The organism is Micromonospora sp. NPDC005220 (assembly GCF_040607895.1).
In the GTDB taxonomy this organism is placed as follows: domain Bacteria; phylum Actinomycetota; class Actinomycetes; order Mycobacteriales; family Micromonosporaceae; genus Micromonospora.
Map to the genome: position 1 here is coordinate 1 of NZ_JBEXHP010000118.1, position 16492 is coordinate 16492.

A 16492-nucleotide genomic window follows, 5' to 3' on the forward strand; every position below is an offset into this window, starting at 1 on the left:
CCGGCCGGGCGGGTCCGCGAGCGGGCGGTGGCGGCGGCCGCGAGCAACCCGCCGGCGGCGGTCAACGCGCCGCCGGCCCAGAGCAGGCCGACCAGCGGGTTCACCGCCAGCCGTACGGTGGCGCTGCCGCTGTCCGCGGCGACGGCGATCAGCGTGACGTACGTGTCGCCCAGCAGGCCGGTGCGGATCGCGGGCACGGTGACGGCGGTGTCCCGGGCCGGGTGGTAGCGCAGTGCCGGGGTCAGCGCCGGAGCGGCCCGGCCCGATGCGGTGACCGCCAGCCGGGCCCGCACCGTCATGGGTTCCTTGTCGCCGGTGCGATCCACGCCGTCCAGGCGGACCGCGACGTCGCCGACTCGCAGGGTCTCGCCGACCCGCAGCGTCCGTTCCGCGTCCCGGGCGTACGCCGACGATCCGGCCACGCCGACCGCGACGAGGGCGAGCCCGGCGTGTGCGGCCAGCCCGCCGAGCCGGCCGGGTCGCCGGTGCGGGCCGGACCGCCGCAGCCGGTGGGCCGCCTCCCCGGTCAGGCCGGTGAGGACGAATCCCGCCGCACCGAACGCGGTGAGCGCGGCCAGGCCGGGCCGGCTGAGCAGGCCGACCAGGGCCACGGTGCCCAGGCCGGCGCCGGCGGGAACGGCGAGCCGCCGCAGCGCCGCCGAGCGGTCGCCGACCCGCAGCACGGGCGCTACGCCCATCACCAGGAGCACCACGACCGCCAGCGGCACCGCGGTCCGCTGGTAGTAGGCGGGCCCCACCGAGGCGCGCGTGCCGTTGACCGGGGCGGACAGCAGCGGCAGGATCGTGCCGATCAGCACCACCGCGGCGATGGTCACCAGGAGTACGCCGTTGACCAGCGCGAGGGTGGGGCGGGACAGCGCCGGTGGGCGCCCAGGACGGGCCGGCTCGGGAGCCCGACGGCCGGTCAGGACGGTCGACGCGAGCACCGCCAGCAGCACGAAGCCGAGCAGCATCGGGCCGAGCGGCGAGTCGGTGAAGGCGTGCACGCTGGCCACCGCGCCGGAGCGGGTGAGGAAGGTGCCGAGCAGTACCAGCAGGAAGCTGGCACAGGCCAGCGCGCTGTGCCAGGCGGCCCGGCCGCGTACGAGGGTGGTGTGCAGGAACGCGGTGGCGGTCAGCCAGGGCAGCAGGGAGGCGTTCTCCACCGGGTCCCACGCCCAGTAACCACCCCAGCCCAGTACCGCGTACGACCACCAGGCCCCCAGGCCGATGCCGCCGGTGAGTGCGGCCCATGCGACCAGCGCCCACGGGCGGGCCACCCGCACCCAGCCCGCCCCCTCCCGCCCGGCCAGCGGCGCCGCGAGCGCGAAGGCGAACGGTACGACCAGGCCGAGGTAGCCGGCGTAGAGCAGTGGCGGGTGCACACCCATGGCCGGGTGCTGTTGCAGCAGCGGGTTCGGCCCGGGGCCGTCGACCGGGACCGGGCTCATCGGGCGGAACGGGTTCGCGGCGAAGGTGGACAGCGCGAAGAAGAAGAGCGTGACCACGCTGACCACCACCATGGCGTACGCGTGCAGCCGGGGCGGGTACGCGCGCCGGGCCAGCAGCGCCGCGTACCCGCCGAGGACCAGCAGCCACAGCAGTAGCGAACCGTCCAGGGCGGACCAGAGGCTGGTCACCGTGTGGTAGAGCGGGACGTGCCGGCCACCGTTCTCGGCTACGAACCGTACGCTGAAATCGTGCCGTAGCAGCGCCGTCTCCAGCAGGGCGCAGGCCAGGGCGGCGGCGGCCAGGCTGGCGGCGGTGCCGATCCGGGCGGTGCGCACGGCCGTGCCGAACAGGGCTACCCGCAGCCAGAGCAGCGCGGTCAGGGTCGCGCAGGCCAGCCCGACGGCCAGCCCGGCGGTGCCGAGGTCACCGAGCATCGACGGGAGCCGCGGGTGCGGACGACGGCCGGTACTCGTTGCCGTGGCGGACCACCACCTGATCCGAGCGGAACACGCCGTCGGTGGACAGGGTGCCCTCGACGATCGCCTCGGTGCCCTCCCGAAACGTCTCTGGAGGTGCGCCGCGCTGCTCGACGGTGATCTCGTGACTGCCCTCGGCGAGGCGGAACACGACCAGCTCACCGTCGTGGCGCAGCGATCCGGGCACCACGTCGCCGCCGAGGCGGACCCGGTGCCGCGCGACGTCCGGGTCGGCGAGCAGCTCGCCCGGCGTCCGGTAGTACGTGACGGTGTCGCGGAGCGCGCTGGTGACCAGCAGCCCGCCGGTGGCGAGCAGCACCGCGAGAAGGGCCACCCGGCCCGCCCGGCGGCGCATCATCCGACGTCCACCGGGGTGCGCTCGGCGGCGGGGGAGGGCTCGACACCCAGGCGGCGCTCCAGGCGAACCACGCGGTGCAGCAGGACGTAGGAGCCGGCGAGGGTCGCGGCGGCCACGGCCAGCAGCAGCGCGGTGGCCATCCGGGGGTCCATCGGGGGTCGGTGCGGCGCCAGCATCGTCGCCTGCTGGTGTAGCGAACGCCACCAGACGACGGAGAAGTGCACCACGGGTACGAGGAGGGAGCAGGCTGCCCCGACGACGGCGGCGGGCTTCGCCACCCGGTGGTCACCCCCGTCGCGCGCCCCCGTCCGCTCGACCAGCGTCCGGCGCACCGCCAGGTAGCCGCCGTAGGCGAGCAGCAGCAGGGCCGTGCTGACCAGGCGGGGGTCCCAGGCCCACCAGGTGCCCCAGACCAGGTGCCCCCAGAGGGAGCCGGTGGCGATGGCGGCGGCGGTGAGCACCACCCCCAGCTCCGCCGCCGCCCGGGCGAACCGGTCCCAGCGCAGGTCACCACCCATCAGGTACGCCCCGCTGGCCGCGAGCACGACCGCGAACGCGGCGTACGCCACCCAGGCGGCGGGGACGTGCAGGTACATCAGCCGCTGCGCGTCGCCCTGCAGTTGGTCGGGGGGCGCGAGCCACCCGCCGGCCACCGTGGCCGCCACGGCGAGCCCACCGGCGGCCCAGGCCATCGTCCGACGCGCGGCGGCCGCTCTGGCGGTGTCCGCGACCAGGTCCACTGTGGAGGCTTGCATGATCTCCCTGTCCGTGTCCCGGAGGCGCTGTACGGCTGTCCTCGTCCCGGAGGCGCTTGACCGAAGGTGGGGACTGGATACCACCATAAGGTACTCAAACCCCTATTCTCGTGCGTTCGGGATAAAAGCGATGAAGTCGGGCGGCCCGCGGCTAGGGTTCTCCCCGGTGAAGACGACGGCGGAGACCAGTTCACGCCCGGCCCGGCGGCAGCGCCGACCCCGGCCGGTGCTGCCGCTGCTGTCCGGCCTGCTGCTGCTCGCCGGCTGCTCCGGCAACAGTCCGTCGGCGTTGAATCCCGCCGGTGCCGGGGCGACCCGGGTCAACGGCCTCTGGTGGCTGCTGTTTTGGATCTCCGTGGCGGTGTTCGCCGAGGTCATGGCGCTGCTCGCCTGGGCGCTGGTGTTCCGGCGGGGCACCGCCCGGGTGCGCCACGGCCAGCCGCTGCGTTTCGTGGCGATCGCTGGAGCCGGGCTGCCGTTCGTCATCCTGGTGGCCGTCTATGGAGTCGGCCTGCGGGATCTCGCCGCGCTCGGTGCCGGCCCCGGCCGGGACGCGTTGACCGTGGAGGTCACCGGGCACAAGTGGTGGTGGGAGGTGCGCTACGCGGGCTCCTCCGGAGCCACTGCCAACGAGGTCCACATTCCGGTGGGGGAGCGGGTCAGGGTACGTCTGCGGACCGACGACGTGCTGCACAGCTTCTGGGTGCCGCAGCTGATGCCGAAGACGGACCTCATCGCCGGCGAGACCCGGGAGACCTGGCTGGAGGCGCGCCAGGCCGGTCGCTACCGTGGCCAGTGCGCCGAATACTGCGGCACCCAGCACGCCCACATGGCGTTCCTCGTGGTGGCGCAGCCCCGGGCCGACTTCGACGCCTGGCGGGCCCGGCTGGACGCCCCGGCCCCGGCGCCCCGGACCGACGCCGAACGGCGGGGTCAGCAGACCTTCGTGCAGGGCACCTGCGCCGCCTGCCACTCGATCCGGGGTAGCGGCGCCCAGGGGCGGGTGGGGCCCGACCTGTCGAACGTAGGTTCCCGGTGGAGCATCGGCGCCGGCGCGGTGCCCAACGACGCCGGGCACCTCGGCGGCTGGATCGCCAACTCCCAGACCGTCAAGCCGGGCAACGCCATGCCTCCGCAGCCCGTCGACGCCGCACGGCTGCCCGACCTCATCGTCTACCTGCGGTCACTGGAGTAGGGGCGATGTCCACGACCACCAGCACACCGTCCGGCGTCAGCCGGGACGACCTGGCCCGGCTCACCGAGCACTGGGACGAGCCCCGGTCGCTGCGCGCCTGGTTCACCACCGTGGACCACAAGAAGATCGGTCGGCGCTACCTGGTCACGGCCGGGTTCTTCTTCGCCCTCGCCGGGCTCAGCGCCCTGATGATGCGTACGCAGCTCGCCAGGCCCGAGGCGGGCATCCTGTCCCCGCAGGAGTACAACCAGCTCTTCACGATGCACGGCACGGCGATGATCTTCCTGTTCGCCACCCCGATGCTGTTCGGCTTCGGCAACTTCCTCGTCCCGTTGATGATCGGCGCCCGGGACATGGCGTTCCCGCGGCTGAACGCCTTCGGCTACTGGGTGTTCCTCTTCGCCGGGCTGTTCATGTGGGCGAGCCTGCCGTTCGGGGCGGCGCCGAACAACGGCTGGTTCGCGTACGCGCCGCTCAGCGACGTGCGCAACAACCCCGGCCTGCACATGGACGTCTACACGCTCGGCCTGCTCTTCCTCGGCATCTCCACCACCTCGGCGGCGATCAACTTCATCGTCACCGCGCTCAAGCTGCGCGCGCCGGGGATGTCGCTCAACCGGGTGCCGTTGTTCGTCTGGGCGATCGTGGCCACCGCGTTCATGGTGGTCTTCGCGTTGCCGGCGTTGAACGCGGACAACGCGTTGCTCTTCCTTGACCGCCGGTTCGGCGCCCACTTCTTCGACCCGTCCGCCGGCGGGAACGTGCTGCTCTGGCAGCACCTGTTCTGGATCTTCGGGCATCCCGACGTGTACATCATCGTGATGCCGGCGCTGGGCATCGTCTCCGCCGTGCTGCCCGCGTTCACCCGCCGGGGGGTCGTGGGCTACCCGTTGATCGTGCTGGCGATCGTCGCGATCTCCGTCATCTCGTTCGGCGTCTGGGTGCACCACATGTTCGCCACCGGGCTGCCGCAACTGTCGTACAGCTTCTTCAGCGCGGCCAGCACGGTCATCACCATCCCCTCCGGGATCCAGATCTTCGCCTGGTTGGCCACCATGCTGCTCGGCCGGCTGGTGCTCCGAGTGCCGCTGCTGTTCGTCATCGGGTTCATCGTGACCTTCGTGCTCGGTGGCTTCACCGGCGCCATGTTCGCGCTTACCGCATTCGACCAGCAGGTCACCGACTCGTACTTCGTGGTGGCCCACTTCCACTACGTGCTGGTCGGCGGGGCCGTCTTCCCGATGCTCGCCGGCCTCTACTACTGGCTGCCGAAGATGACCGGCCGGATGTACAACGAGCGGCTCGGGCGGTGGTCCTTCTGGCTGTTCTTCATCGGCATGCACGTCACGTTCTTCCCCATGCACCTGTACGGCCTGTTCGGCATGCCCCGACGGGTCTACACATACGGTGGTGACCTGGGCTGGGATGTGGGGAACCTGATCAGCAGCGTCGGGGCCTACCTGCTCGGGGTCAGCCTGCTGCTGGTGCTCATCGGGGTGGTGCACACGGTGCGGTGGGGCCGGCCGGCGCCGGCGGACCCGTGGGAGGGTGACACTCTGGAGTGGTCGGCGGCCTCACCGCCCGAGCCGTACAACTTCCCGGTGATCCCCGGGGTGCACAGCCTGCATCCCGTCTGGGACGAGCGCACCACAGAGTCGATCACCTCCGGAGCGACCGAGGACCGGATCCTCAGCGACGGCCGGCGCACCCTGTTCACCAGCGAGTTGGACGCGCGCCCCGAGCGGGCGGTGGAGATGCCGGAGTCCACCTTCAAACCGCTCATACTCGCCGGCGCGCTGCTGGTCTTCTTCATCGCCATGCTGCTGGCCTGGTACCCGATCGCCATCATCGCCGCGCTGGCGGTGCTGGCGACCATCGCGGCCTGGCTCTGGCCGGCGCACTGCCCCGACGAGGAACTCGGAGTCGCGTCATGACGGACCGGGGCGGCATCGTGACCGCGGCCACCGGCGCCGAGGCGCTGAGCACGGAACTGCCGGTCGGCCGGCCCACCGGCTGGTGGGGCATGGTGATGTTCGTGGCCACCGAGGCCACCCTCTTCGCCTGCCTGCTGGGCAGCTACTTCTACCTCCGCTTCCAGTACGGCCCGCAGTGGCCGCCCCCCGGCATCGACAAGCCGAAGCTGCTCATCCCGCTGGTGATGACCGCGGTGCTGGTGCCCAGCAGCCTGCCCGTGGTCTGGGCCGAACACGGCATCCGGCGTGGCCAGCGCTGGCGCCTGCGGGCCGGCCTCGCCGCGACCCTGGTGATGGGGCTGTCCTTCCTGGCCCTGCTGGCCATCGAGTACCACGAGGACCTGGCGCACTTCACCATGACCACCAACGTCTACGGCTCGTTGTTCTACGTCGTCACCGGATTCCACGGGCTGCACGTCCTGGTCGGCTTGACCATGATCGGCTGGCTGCTCGCCGCCTCCCTGCGCAGGGGCAACTTCGGCGCCCACCGCCACGAACGGGTCCGCAACGTCGCCATCTACTGGCACTTCGTCGACACGGTGTGGGTAGCCATCCTGTTCACCATCTACCTCTCCCCGCGGCTGTGATGAGCGTCCAGCCCGGTCCCCGGGTCCGCCTGGCGGGCGGGCTGCTGCTCTGGTACGGCGTGCTCGGCGGCGCCGTCGCCTGGGCGGTGCACCTGCTCGCCGCCTGGAGCCTGGACGAACTGGCCTGCGCCGCCGGGTCCGACCGGGTCTCCGGCCTGCCGCTCTGGCAGGCCGTCGGCATCGCCGTGGTCGTTCCGGCCGTGGCCACCGCGGGATCGCTACTGGTGGCCGCGCTGGTCTGGCGGCGGACCGCGCAGGCGCAGTCGGCCGGCGATGAGGACCGCGCGATCGGCCGTTCCCGGATGCTCGCCGTGGTGGGCCTCTGGGCGAATTTGCTGTTCCTCACGATCATCGTGCTCGGTGGGGTCGCGGTGCTGGTGTTTCCACCATGTCAAGGGTGAGCGGCTACGGGGCCCACGGGCCCGGCCCGAGCGACGTCGCGGACGGCCTGCTGACGATGCTGGTCGTCGCCGTCCTCTGTCTGATCGCGGCCGGCTACGGCCGGGGCGTGCAGGAGCTGTGGGCGCGCCGGGGCCGGGGCCGGATCGTGTCGGGTTGGCGGGTGGCCGCGTTCGCCGGCGGGCTGCTGGTGGTGTTGGCGGCCGACCAGGGGCCGCTGCACCGGCTGGCGGAGTCGTCCTTCGCCGGGCACATGACCCAGCACATGCTGTTCGTGCTGGTGGCCGGCCCGCTGCTGGCGGCCGGCACGGCGGGGCTGCCACTGACCCTGGCCGCGCCCCGGTCGCTGCGCCGGCTGTTGGCCCGCTGCCGGGCCGCCGGGCCGCTGCGCTGGCTGCGCCGCCCGGCCCGGTACGCCCTGCTGGCCGGAGCGGGGCAGACCGCCGCCCTGTGGCTGTGGCACCTGCCAGGCCCGTACGTCGCCGCGGTGGACCACCCGGTCGTGCACGCCGCGGAGCACCTGAGCCTGGTGACGGCGGCCTGGCTGCTGTGGGTGCCCGTGCTCGGCGCGGCTCGGCACCACACCCCCGCGCCAGTGTCGGTGCTGCTGTTGGTCGGCACCATGCTGCCCGCCTCCGCCCTCGGCGCGGCCCTCACCTTCGCCCCCGAACCGGTCTATCCGGCGCGCGTCCTCGGCCCCGAACCGCTGGCCGACCAGCAGCTCGCCGGGCTGCTGATGTGGGCACCGATGGACCTGGTCGTGCTGGTGGCGGCGTTGTCGGTATTCCTGGGCTGGCTGCTGCGCCTGGAGCGGGAGCGACCCGACCGTCTGGTCGCGGCACGCCCGGGCCGGCCCGCGGCGACCGGCGCCGCAAACGCAAGGGATGGTGCGTTGACGTCCTCCCAGTTGAAGGAGTACTGATGAGCCGTCGTCTCTGGATTCTGGGAGCCCTGCTGGCGGCGCTGCCGGTCGTCGCCGCGACCGGCTGCGCGTCGACGTCGCCACCACCGCCGCCCGAGTCCCGCGCGGGCCGGCCGGACCGGGGTGCGCAGCTGATCGCCCAGTACGGTTGCGGCTCGTGCCACACCATCCCCGGCATCGGGCGGGCCGACGGGCTGGTGGGGCCGCCGTTGACCCGCTTCGGCGCCCGTTCCTACGTTGCCGGGGAGCTGCCCAACAACGCGGACAACCTGCAACGGTGGATCACCGACCCGCAGGCCGTCGAGCCGGGTACCGCCATGCCGAACCTGGGCGTCAGCGCGATCGACGCGCAGGACATCGCCGCGTACCTCTACACCCTGGACTGACGGATGCGGCGACGACGAGAGGTGAGCCTGCCCGCCCTGCACCCGCGCCGGATTCTTGCGGCCGGGTCCGTCCTGGTGCTCGCCGTGGGTCCGGTGGCGTTCGCGCCCGCGCCCGGCCCGGCCACCCCGACCCCGGCCACCACCACCCCCGCCACCGACCTGGGGACCCAGCTCTACCTGGAGCAGTGCGCGAGCTGCCACGGCCCGAAGGGGCAGGGGTCGCAGCGGGGACCGTCCCTGATCGGCGTCGGCCCCGCCTCGGTGGATTTCCAGCTCTCCACCGGCCGGATGCCCCTGTCGCAGGAGGTGCCACAGGCCGAACGCCGGCCGCCGGTCTTCTCCGCGGAGGAGATCTCGGCGCTGGTCGGCCACGTGGGCAGCTTCGGCGGCGGTGGCCCGCAGATCCCCCGCGTCGCGCCCGGCGACATCGTGTCCGGCCGGGAACTCTTTGCCGCCAACTGCGCGCCCTGCCACGGGGCGACCGGCTCGGGTGCCGTACTCACCAACGGCTGGATCGCGCCGCCGCTGTACGACGCTTCGGCCGTCCAGGTCGCCGAGGCGCTCCGGGTCGGACCTGGGCTGATGCCGGCCTTCCCGAGCCAGGTGCTCACCGACCGGCAGGTGGACGACCTGACCGGCTACGTGCGGCGGCTGCGCAGCGAGCGGCTGGACCAGGGCGGCGAGCCGTTGGGCCGGCTGGGTCCGCTGGCCGAGGGGCTGCTCGCCTGGGTGGTGGTGCTCGCGCTGCTGGTCGGTGCCGTGCGGTGGCTGGGCCGGAGGGCGGGACAGTGAGGGGCCGGACTCCGTCGCGGGCCGAGCGGGCCGCGAGCCGTCGGATCGTCGGCGCGTTCCTGGTGAGCGCCGCCGGGGCGGTGGGCTTCGCGGTGACGTATGGGCTGGGCGGCGACACCCAGTGGGAGGGGGTGTGCCTGGCGGTCGCCTTCGCCGGCCTCGCGGTGGGACTCGCGGTCTGGTCCCGGCGGCTGATCCCGACCGGCGGCTACGTCGAGGAGCACGAGGGTTTCACCCCGACCCCGGCCGAGCAGGCGATGACCGCAGCCGTGTTCCACGAGCCGGACAGCCCGAGCCGGCGGTGGGGTCTGCTCGCGGCGCTCGGGTTCGCGCTGACCGCCCTCGGCGCCGCCGCGCTGTTCCCGCTGCGCTCCCTGCTCCCGTGGGACCGGCAACGCCCGGCGCGGGCGCTGAAGGACACCCCGTGGGGGCCGGGCGTCCGGCTGGTCGACGGCGAGGGACGGCCGTTGCGGCCGGCGGACGTGCCCGCCGACACGCTGGTCGGGGTCTTCCCCGAGGGAAACCTCGACATCGGGGATGCCCCCGCGTTCGCGGTCCGCCTCGACCCTGAGCGGTTCATCCGCCAGCCCGCCGGTGGGCACCTGGGCGGACTGGTCGTCTGGTCGGTGCTCTGCACCCACGCCGGCTGTCCGGTACGGATCTACCTGAAGGGCACCGGCCGGGTGCTCTGCCCTTGCCACCAGTCGTCGTTCGACCTGCTGGCCGGTGCCCGGCCGGTCGCGGGCCCCGCGGCGCGGCCGCTGCCAGGGCTGCCGATCGAGGTCGGCCCGGACGGCTTCCTCCGGGCCACCGACGACTTCACCTCGCCACCCGGCGCGGGATTCTGGAGCCGGCCATGATCATCGATAGCCTGGCCCGGGCACTGGACGACCGGCTCCGGCTCTCCCCGATCACCCGCCGGGCACTGGCGAAGGTCTTTCCCGACCACTGGTCGTTCATGCTGGGCGAGCTCGCGCTCTACTCGTTCGTCGCGCTGATCCTTACCGGCGTCTACCTCACCTTCTTCTTCGACGCCAGCTCCGCCGACCGGGTCTACCAGGGCTCCTACGCCCCGCTGGACGGCGCGACCACCTCCGCCGCGTACGCCTCCACCGTGCGGCTGAGCTGGGACGTGCGGGCCGGCCTGCTGATCCGGCAGACCCACCACTGGGCGGCGCTGGTCTTCGTCGCGGCGATCGTGATGCACCTGGCCCGGATCTTCTTCACCGGGGCCTTCCGCAAGCCGCGCGAGCTCAACTGGCTGATCGGCGTGACCATGCTCACCCTCGCCCTGGCCAACGGCTTCACCGGCTACTCGCTGCCCGACGACCTCGTCTCCGGGCTGGGTCTGCGGATCCTCACCTCGGTGGTGGAGTCCATCCCCCTGGTCGGGACGTGGCTGGCCGCGCTGGCTCTGGGCGGCGAGTTCCCCTCCGACGTGATGATCCCCCGGTTGTTCGTCGCCCACGTGCTGCTCGTACCGGCCGTCCTCGTCGCTCTCATCTCGCTGCACCTGGGCATCCTGGTGCGGCAGAAGCACTCCCAGTTCCCGGGCCCGGGTCGGACCGAGCACAACGTGGTCGGATCACGGCTCTGGCCGGGGTACGCCCTACGCTCGCTCGCCCTCTTCCTGTGGCTGCTGGCGGTGCTGTTCGCCCTCGGCGGGCTGGTCCAGATCAACCCGGTCTGGCTGTACGGTCCGTTCGAGCTGGCCCAGTCCACCTCACCGGCCCAGCCAGACTGGTACATCGCCTGGGGCGACGGCGCGCTACGCCTGTTCCCGTCGTGGGAGTTCCGCATCGGCGGGTACCTGGTGCCGCAGCCGTTCTTCCCCGGCGTCGTCCTCGGCGGGGTGACCTTCGTCGCGCTCTACCTGTGGCCGTTCGCCGAACGGCTGCGCACCGGCGACCGCCGCCAGCACCACCTGCTCGACCGGCCCCGGGACCACCCGGTCCGGCTCGGCATCGGCGTAGGCGCCCTGACCTTCTTCGTGGTCCTCGTGGTGGCCGCGGGCGACGACATCCTCGCTCGGCTGCTCCGGGTGCCGGTCTACGATCTGCTGTCGCTGTTCCGGGTCCTGGTGCTCGTCCTGCCGCTCCTGACCGGTGCGCTCGCGTTCTTCATCGCCCGGGCGCTGTGTCGCGGGGAGGCGGCCTCGCTCGGCGAACTCACCCGGGCCGACCTGCGCCGGGCGGCCCGTCCCGCGCCCCGTCGCCCAAGCGGCGAGGACGAACCCGAGGTCCCCGTTCTGGGCCGGCCGGGGGAGCGGATCGAGCTGTGGCCGGTGGGGGAGGTGTGGCGGTGGCGCTACCGGGACGAGGCCGGGCTGACCCTCACCGCCAACCGGGCGGTCAGGTCGGAGGAGGAAGCGGTCGAGGCCGCCCGGCTGGCGTACCCCGGCGTGGACCGGGTGGTGGTGCCGGGACCGCCCCCGCCGCCGGTCCGGGCGGTCCGGGCGGCCCTGCGCCGCTGGGGGCGCGCGGTGGCCGCCGGGTCGTTGCTCATCGCGGCGCTGATCGAGCGCCGGCGGGACCGCCGCCGGCGGGACGGCGACCACAAGTCTCCTTGGGCGGAGAAGGCGGAGGCCACATCGGGTGGCGACGACCCAGCGTGAGCCGGCAGCCCGGTGGCGTCCAGGACGCCGTGATCGAGGCTGAATCCCCACAGTGGCACGTATGTTCGAGGTTGCGCTCGTCAATCTCTACACACACGACATCGAGGCCGCCTGTCGCCGCGACGGCAAGCTACGCCGCGGCCTACGCCTACCTGGGACGTACCCCTGGCCGACCGAGCGTCGCCCCGGTCAGGGCTGGACGATGCACATCCCGCCGGGGGCGGCCCGGTCCATCGCGGCCAGGGCGTCGGGCACTTCGGCGAGCCCGATGGTGCGGGTGATCAGCTCGGCGGGGCGCAGCACGCCGGCGGTGACCAGCCGGAGCAGCTCCGGGTAGGCGTGCGCGGCCATGCCATGGCTGCCCCGCAGCTCCAGCTCGTACGCGATCACCAGGTCCATCGGCAGGGCCGGGCGGCCCTGGGCGGCGGGGAGGAGGCCGACCTGCACGTGCCGCCCGCGCCGGCGCAGGCTCTCGATCGAGGCGGTGCAGGTGGCGTGGCTGCCCAGGGCGTCGAGCGACAGGTGGGCGCCGCCGCCGGTCACCTCCAGGACGGCTGCGGCCACCGCGCCGGGTCCGGTGAGGGCAGCCCCGTCCAGACACACCGCGGCCCCGAAACGGTGGGCCAGCTCGAGTGCGCCGGGGGCAACGTCGACCGCCACCACCCGCGCGCCGCACGCCGCCGCGATCATCACCGCCGACAACCCCACGCCGCCGCAGCCGTGCACCGCCACCCACTCGCCTGCGGCGACCCGCCCCTGACCGACCACCGCCCGGAACGCCGTGGCGAACCGGCAGCCGAGCGCCGCCGCGGCCGGGTAGCCCACCTCGTCGGGGAGCCGGACCAGGTTGACGTCGGCGTGTTGCACCGCCACGTACTCGGCGAACGAGCCCCAGTGGGTGAAGCCGGGCTGCGTCTGCCGCTCACACACCTGCTGGTCGCCAGAGAAGCAGGACGGGCACTGCCCGCACGCGCAGACGAACGGCACGGTGACCCGGTCGCCGGGGCGCCAGCCGCGTACACCGGTGCCGACCGCCGTGACCACGCCGGCAAACTCGTGGCCGGGCACGTGCGGCAGGCGGACGTCCGGGTCGTGCCCCTGCCAGCCGTGCCAGTCGCTGCGGCACAATCCGGTCGCCTCGACCCGGATGACGGCACCCCCGGGCGGCGGCACCGGGTCCGGCACGTCGCGGACCTCGGGTCGGGCACCGAACTCATCGAAGATCACGGCACGCATGCGCCGCATCCTCACATGTGCGGGACGACCGGCCGACGGCAGCCCCGCTGACAGGATGACGGCCGACGTCCACCCCGGCGACATCATCGAGAATTCCGGTCCGGTCCGCGACGACCGCCCCCGGCGCCCGTGGCGGAAGTGGCCGCCGCTGGTGCTCGTCGCTGGCGTCGGGCTGGCAGTCTTCGCGCGCCTGCTGGTCCGGCTAAGGTTCGGATGGGGCCCGGTCGGCCGCTGATCGGAAACTCTGCGTGGTCTGGGCGGATGCGCGCCGTGCGGCCTTGCGCCGCCACGAGGCCGCCAGGATCAGGACGGCCAGCGCGACGGCGGCGGCGAGGCCGAGGACCACCGGGAAGGAGAGCAGTGACGAGTCCCCGGTCGGACCGTGGCGGTCGCCCTTGACGTCGGCCACGGCACGGTCGGCCTTTTTGTCGTCAGGGGTGACCAGGCGGCCGACGGACGCGTCGGGGGAGAGGGCGAAGCCCCAGTCGAGCAGGGCTGCCGCCTCGCCCAGACTGCCCAGCGGTGCGGTCTCCGCGCCGAGCAGGGTCACCGCGAGCCGCCGGCCGTGACGTTCGGCCACCCCGACGTACGTCTGTCGCGCCAGGTCGGTGAAGCCCGTCTTCCCGCCGAGCGTCCCCGGGTAGTGGTCCAGCAGGGTGTTGTCGTGGGTGATGGAGAACGCGGGGGTGCCCGATTTGCCGGGTATCTCGGCCACCCGCGTGGCGACGTACCGCCGGAAGTCCTCGCGGGCGTAGGTGGCCCGCGCGATCAGCGCCAGATCGTACGCGCTGGTGTACTGACCGGGACCGTCCAGACCGGAGGGCGTCGCTGCGTGGGTCTGGTTCGCGCGCAGCCGGTGCGCCTCGTCGTTCATCGCCTGCACCCCGCCCGGCCGGCCGGCGGCGCCGCCGCTGACGCGGGCCAGCACGTTGGCGGCGTCGTTGCCCGATCGGAGGAGCAGCCCCAGCCACAGGCTCTCGATCGAGTAACGGCCGCCCTCGACCACCCCCATCAGCGAACTGGCCGGATCGAGGTCCTGCAGATCCGCCCGGGTCACCTCGACCACCTGGGCCGGGTCCAGGCGGGGCATCAGGGCCGCGCACAGCAGCATCTTCTGCACGCTGGCCGGCGTGCGGAGCTCGTGCGGGCCACACCCGCCGAGCACCGCGCCACTGTCGAGGTCCGCCACCAGCCAGGAGGTGGCGGTCACCGCCGGCGCCATCGGCGTACCCGTGGAAATGGCCAGGCCTGTCGTGGCCAGCGCGGCTCCGCCGACCGCCCGATCGGCGGGACCGACCGGTGGCGGAGGCGATACGGCGGACGGTGGCACCGGCGGCTTCACGGCCGGGCAGGGCACGTCCGGCGCGGCTGCCGCCTGCGTCGGTGACCCCGCCACCACAACCGGCATGGTCAGGAGGGCGCTGAGCGCCACGGCGGCAATGCGAATAATGGTCACGTTAAAGCACCGTAATCGCCGCCCGGGCGGGCCCGGCCGGGTTGCCGAAAGTAGTCCCGCGACGGCGGGAAATCCGGCGCCCGGCCACGTTCCGTCGAGGACCTTCTGCCAATTCACGAAGCTTTCTCTGGATAGTCCGATTTATGGCAGTCTAATGGGCGTCGTCCGCGGGTGCTCTCCCGTTGACGGCTCGCCTTGGGCGCCGCCGACTCCCGGCCTGCGGTGATCCGTGCGCTCACCGCGAATGGGCGCACGGCGGCCGAGAGGTACCCGATCCGGATCACCGGGAGTGGTGAGTCACTCGCCGACCGAGGCCGCCGCAAGCGGAAGCACCCGGCGCAACCGGGCCGGGGACGGGATGAACGAGCAGTCGCACGCTCTTTCTGTCGAAACGGACGCGAACAGCAATTGCCGGGCCTGTTCGCATCATAAGGCAATGGGTGGGAAATGTTTCCCCGGAAACTTGCTCGACGATTTTTCTGAATCGCCGCATATGTCTGCCGGCTCGTGGCGAAAATGTGGGCAGAGGGAAAAGCCCACGAACGGGGGGACAATATGGAGCTGAGGCGGCGACTGAGGCTGCTGTCGGTGACCATCGCGGCCACACCGTTGGTCCTGGCCGGGTGCACCGCCGACCGTCTGCCGGGGGCCCGACAGGCGAAACCGGCACCGCCGCAGCTGACCGTGACACCTGGCGACCACTCGCGGGACGTGCCGATCAGCGCTGAGGTGGGAACCACCGTCAAGAACGGGAAGATCACCTCGGTGCGGTTGACCGACGACAAGGGTGCGCAGGTGCCGGCCGAGCCGCGGGAGGACGGGTCGAGCTGGGTGCCGGCCAAGCCGTTGCAGAATTCGCGGACGTACACGGCGGAGGTGACCGCGACCGGTGGCAAGGGTCGGACGTCCACGCAGAAGACGACGTTCACGACGATGGCGAAATCGACCAGACAAGCCATCACGAGTGTCCTGAATTTCACCGAGAACCAGACGTACGGGACGGCGATGCCGGTAGTGGTCACGTTTGACCCGGCAATTCCGAAAGAGGCCCGGGCGGACGTGCAGCGGCGATTGTTCGTGAAGACGGATCCGCCGCAGCCGGGCACCTGGTCATGGCTGAACGACGGCAAGCAGGTCGAGTATCGGGCGCCCGACTTCTGGAAGCCGAGCACGAAAATCAGCGTCCGCAGCGGGCTGGAGGGCTTGCCGATCGGCAAGGACGCCATCGGCGACGCGGACCGGTCGGGCACCTCGAAGATCGGCCGACGGGTCTCGCTGGACATCGACAACGCCAGCAAGCAGATGTCGGTCTATCAGGACGGCAAGCTGCTGCGGAAGATTCCGGTCAGCCTCGGCAAGCCGAGCACGCCGACATCGAGCGGCACGATGGTGGTCATGGAGAAGTTCGACTACACGACCTTCAACACCATGGGCGACCCGAATGGCGGTTACATCGTCGACGTCGAGGACGCCCAGCGGCTCACCAACGGCGGCGAGTTCATCCACGCCGCACCGTGGTCGGTGGGGGACCAGGGCTACAGCAACGTCTCGCACGGCTGCACCAACGTCTCCAACGAAGACGCCGACTGGCTGATGGGGATCACGCAGGTGGGCGACCTGGTGACGGTCAAGGGCACCGAGGTGGCGCTGGATCCGGGCAACGGCTGGACCGCCTGGAACGTCAGCTGGGACGAGTTTGCCAAGGGCAGCGCGCTACCCGTACCGACTGGGCTGAAGCCCACGGTCACCGCCACGCCGCATCCCGGCGCGGTGGCGGGCGGCTCGGCTCCCGCCCCCCGGGCCGTGGGTCTTCGGCCGGAAGGTGCTGTTGCCGGCCGGGACGGTGGAGCGGGTGGATCACCAGGAACGCGTCGTGCACGTCGACCGGACC

Annotated in this window: 15 protein-coding genes; 10 read left to right on the plus strand and 5 right to left on the minus strand. The window is 72.5% G+C overall.

What is annotated here, in order from left to right:
* From ABZU52_RS27705 to ccsA, 3 genes are all read right to left on the minus strand, one after another.
* Positions 1–1886 (minus strand): cytochrome c-type biogenesis CcmF C-terminal domain-containing protein (locus tag ABZU52_RS27705; RefSeq protein ID WP_354973901.1); only part of this gene is annotated, 1886 nt, incomplete at its 3' end.
* Positions 1876–2286, minus strand: a complete 411-nt coding sequence (locus tag ABZU52_RS27710; protein ID WP_354973902.1) for a cytochrome c maturation protein CcmE — start codon at positions 2284–2286, stop codon at positions 1876–1878. The genes ABZU52_RS27705 and ABZU52_RS27710, both read right to left, overlap by 11 nt.
* Positions 2283–3041: a cytochrome c biogenesis protein CcsA gene (gene ccsA / locus ABZU52_RS27715; protein ID WP_354973903.1), complete on the minus strand. Its 759-nt coding sequence runs from the start codon at positions 3039–3041 to the stop codon at positions 2283–2285. Before ccsA ends, ABZU52_RS27710 begins: the two co-directional genes overlap by 4 nt.
* Before the next feature lie 166 nt (positions 3042–3207).
* On the opposite strand from ccsA, the gene coxB reads away from it, so the two are divergent.
* The 9 genes from coxB to ABZU52_RS27760 are packed head-to-tail and all read left to right on the plus strand — an operon-like array spanning position 3208 to position 11909.
* A complete protein-coding gene (gene coxB, locus ABZU52_RS27720) occupies positions 3208–4236 on the plus strand; it encodes a cytochrome c oxidase subunit II (RefSeq protein WP_354973904.1) in 1029 nt (342 codons plus the stop codon).
* 5 nt (positions 4237–4241) lie between these two features.
* Positions 4242–6170: a cytochrome c oxidase subunit I gene (gene ctaD / locus ABZU52_RS27725; protein ID WP_354973905.1), complete on the plus strand. Its 1929-nt coding sequence runs from the start codon at positions 4242–4244 to the stop codon at positions 6168–6170.
* Positions 6167–6796: a heme-copper oxidase subunit III gene (locus ABZU52_RS27730; protein ID WP_354973906.1), complete on the plus strand. Its 630-nt coding sequence runs from the start codon at positions 6167–6169 to the stop codon at positions 6794–6796. Before ctaD ends, ABZU52_RS27730 begins: the two co-directional genes overlap by 4 nt.
* Positions 6796–7197: a hypothetical protein gene (locus ABZU52_RS27735; RefSeq protein ID WP_354973907.1), complete on the plus strand. Its 402-nt coding sequence runs from the start codon at positions 6796–6798 to the stop codon at positions 7195–7197. Before ABZU52_RS27730 ends, ABZU52_RS27735 begins: the two co-directional genes overlap by 1 nt.
* Positions 7194–8117 carry a cytochrome c oxidase assembly protein gene (locus ABZU52_RS27740; protein ID WP_354973908.1) on the plus strand — a complete coding sequence of 308 codons (924 nt, stop codon included), beginning with the start codon at positions 7194–7196 and terminating at the stop codon, positions 8115–8117. Before ABZU52_RS27735 ends, ABZU52_RS27740 begins: the two co-directional genes overlap by 4 nt.
* Positions 8117–8503: a c-type cytochrome gene (locus ABZU52_RS27745; protein WP_354973909.1), complete on the plus strand. Its 387-nt coding sequence runs from the start codon at positions 8117–8119 to the stop codon at positions 8501–8503. The genes ABZU52_RS27740 and ABZU52_RS27745 overlap by 1 nt, the downstream gene beginning before the upstream one ends.
* A 3-nt stretch (positions 8504–8506) precedes the next feature.
* Positions 8507–9295, plus strand: coding sequence for a c-type cytochrome (locus ABZU52_RS27750; protein ID WP_354973910.1), 789 nt, complete (start codon positions 8507–8509; stop codon positions 9293–9295).
* Positions 9292–10155 carry a Rieske 2Fe-2S domain-containing protein gene (locus ABZU52_RS27755; protein ID WP_354973911.1) on the plus strand — a complete coding sequence of 288 codons (864 nt, stop codon included), beginning with the start codon at positions 9292–9294 and terminating at the stop codon, positions 10153–10155. Before ABZU52_RS27750 ends, ABZU52_RS27755 begins: the two co-directional genes overlap by 4 nt.
* Positions 10152–11909, plus strand: coding sequence for a cytochrome bc complex cytochrome b subunit (locus ABZU52_RS27760; RefSeq protein WP_354973912.1), 1758 nt, complete (start codon positions 10152–10154; stop codon positions 11907–11909). Before ABZU52_RS27755 ends, ABZU52_RS27760 begins: the two co-directional genes overlap by 4 nt.
* A 189-nt stretch (positions 11910–12098) precedes the next feature.
* On the opposite strand, the gene ABZU52_RS27765 is transcribed toward ABZU52_RS27760, so the two are convergent.
* Positions 12099–13145: a zinc-dependent alcohol dehydrogenase family protein gene (locus tag ABZU52_RS27765; RefSeq protein WP_354973913.1), complete on the minus strand. Its 1047-nt coding sequence runs from the start codon at positions 13143–13145 to the stop codon at positions 12099–12101.
* A 202-nt stretch (positions 13146–13347) separates the two neighbouring features.
* Complete coding sequence (locus tag ABZU52_RS27770) at positions 13348–14553, minus strand: D-alanyl-D-alanine carboxypeptidase (RefSeq protein ID WP_354973915.1); 1206 nt, start codon at positions 14551–14553, stop codon at positions 13348–13350.
* 603 nt (positions 14554–15156) lie between these two features.
* Here ABZU52_RS27770 and ABZU52_RS27775 point away from each other — a divergent pair.
* Positions 15157–16492 (plus strand): Ig-like domain-containing protein (locus tag ABZU52_RS27775; RefSeq protein ID WP_354973914.1); only part of this gene is annotated, 1336 nt, incomplete at its 3' end.